General features: G+C 32.3%; 2 protein-coding genes. One reads left to right on the plus strand and one right to left on the minus strand.

Translation table 4 applies throughout. The features are described 5' to 3' along the window. Positions 1-44: 44 nt before the first annotated feature. The gene (locus tag MAGB_RS04475) at positions 45-674 is read left to right on the plus strand and encodes a variable surface lipoprotein (RefSeq protein WP_004024142.1); all 630 of its coding nucleotides are present in this window, start codon (positions 45-47) and stop codon (positions 672-674) included. Between the two features lie 47 nt (positions 675-721). On the opposite strand, the gene MAGB_RS04480 is transcribed toward MAGB_RS04475, so the two are convergent. Continuing rightward, positions 722-1492, minus strand: a complete 771-nt coding sequence (locus MAGB_RS04480; RefSeq protein ID WP_004024143.1) for a variable surface lipoprotein — start codon at positions 1490-1492, stop codon at positions 722-724. Positions 1493-1683: the final 191 nt, after the last annotated feature.

Genomic DNA, 1683 nt, shown 5'->3' on the forward strand with positions numbered 1-1683 from the left:
CATTTTTAAGGCTATTTTATAGCCTTTAAAGAAAGGATAAATTTATGAAAAAATCAAAGTTTTTATTGCTGGGATCACTATCATCATTAGCTGCAATTACTTTTGTAGCTGCTAAGTGTGGTGACACTAAAGAAGAAGAAAAAAAGACAGAAGATACGATGAAAAAAGATGGTGATAAAGATAAATCAGACAAAAAATCTGGCGATGATATGAAAAAAGATGGCGACAAGGGCAAGTCAGAGAATGATAAATCAGAAAAAGACAAAACAGAAAATGGCAAGGCTGAAAAAGATGAGAGCAAAGTAGAAAAATCAGAAGAAGCTGAAAAAGAGAAAAAGGCAAAAGAGGAAAAAGAAAAGGCTGTTGCAGAAAGAAATAAATTAAATGATTCAATCAGAGTTCGTGAAGAATTATTGCCAGGCAATAAGGGAACTATATGAACAATTTACAATTCTAAAGGTGAAAACTACTTGCCAATTAGTGGATTTGAATTTGGTCAATTCAAAGATCACAAATCAGAATATTTAAATTCATCATTTAAAGTGTCAACAACTGTTTCTGAAGATGGCAAAAATGAGTTTTGAACCATATATGATGCAAACGGAAATAACTATACACCATTATCAGGATTTAAATTAGGGCAAGAAGCTGAAGAAACAAAAGCAAATAAGTAAATAAAAAGCAGCAAGGAAATTGCTGTTTTTTGTTATATAGTATGTAACTATTTGTTATGTTCCTTCCAGTATTTTTCTCAAAATTTGCCACTTTCCCGTGCTTTTTCCCTTTCTTCTTCTGTGACTCCATTTCAATTAACGCCGGTGCTAACAGCATTAGAATTTTCAGTAGCTAGTCTGTTTGATTCTTCAACTGTTTTGCCTAATCTTAAATTATCTAAAATTTCTGATTCAGTGCTACTTAATAGTGGATTTGGTGGAGTACTTGTGAAGTTTATTGCCGCTCTTGATCTGGTTGAGCTCCTGCTGTTTGATGAATTTTGGTCATCTGTGAATGTGAAAATTATTTCTTGACCATTTGCTAGTGTGACTTTTGCTTTGTGGTTAACATAATCTACATTTAAACTAAAATCTTGCCTGCCATTTAAAATCTTAACAATTTTGTCTCTTATATCTTTTTGACTAACTGCCTTAGTTTTGTCATCTTTTGGAAAGTACCCTAAGTCTTTATAAACTGTTGACAAGTCAATTTCTGTATTTTTGTCTTTATTAGCAGATGAGTCACCATCTTTCTTGTTATCTTTATCTTTTTCTGTTTTTTCAGTTTCTGTTTTATCTTTTCCAGCTTTATCCTTGTCATCTGTCATGCTGCTTTCTGCTGGAGATTTAGGATTTTTTTCGCCGCCGCCTTGTGTGTCTGCAGGTTTGTCAGCTGGTTTCTTTTCATCTTCCTTAGTATCACCACATTTAGCTGCTACAAAAGGAATTGCTGCTAATGATGATAGTGACCCAAGCAATAAAAACTTTGATTTTTTCATAAATTTATCCTTTCTTTAAAAGCTATAAAATAGCCTTAAAAATGCTTTATAAATCTATTAATAAATATCAAAAGCGGTGAGTTTATGGACAAAAAATTGACGGCACAACAGAACTAAAAAATATAGGCCGCTGTTATGGCCTATATTTGCTCTGTGTGTAAATAAAACACATTGAGATTATTATTTTTCTT

The organism is Mycoplasmopsis agalactiae 14628, assembly GCF_000266865.1.
Lineage (GTDB): Bacteria > Bacillota_I > Bacilli_A > Mycoplasmatales > Metamycoplasmataceae > Mycoplasmopsis > Mycoplasmopsis agalactiae_A.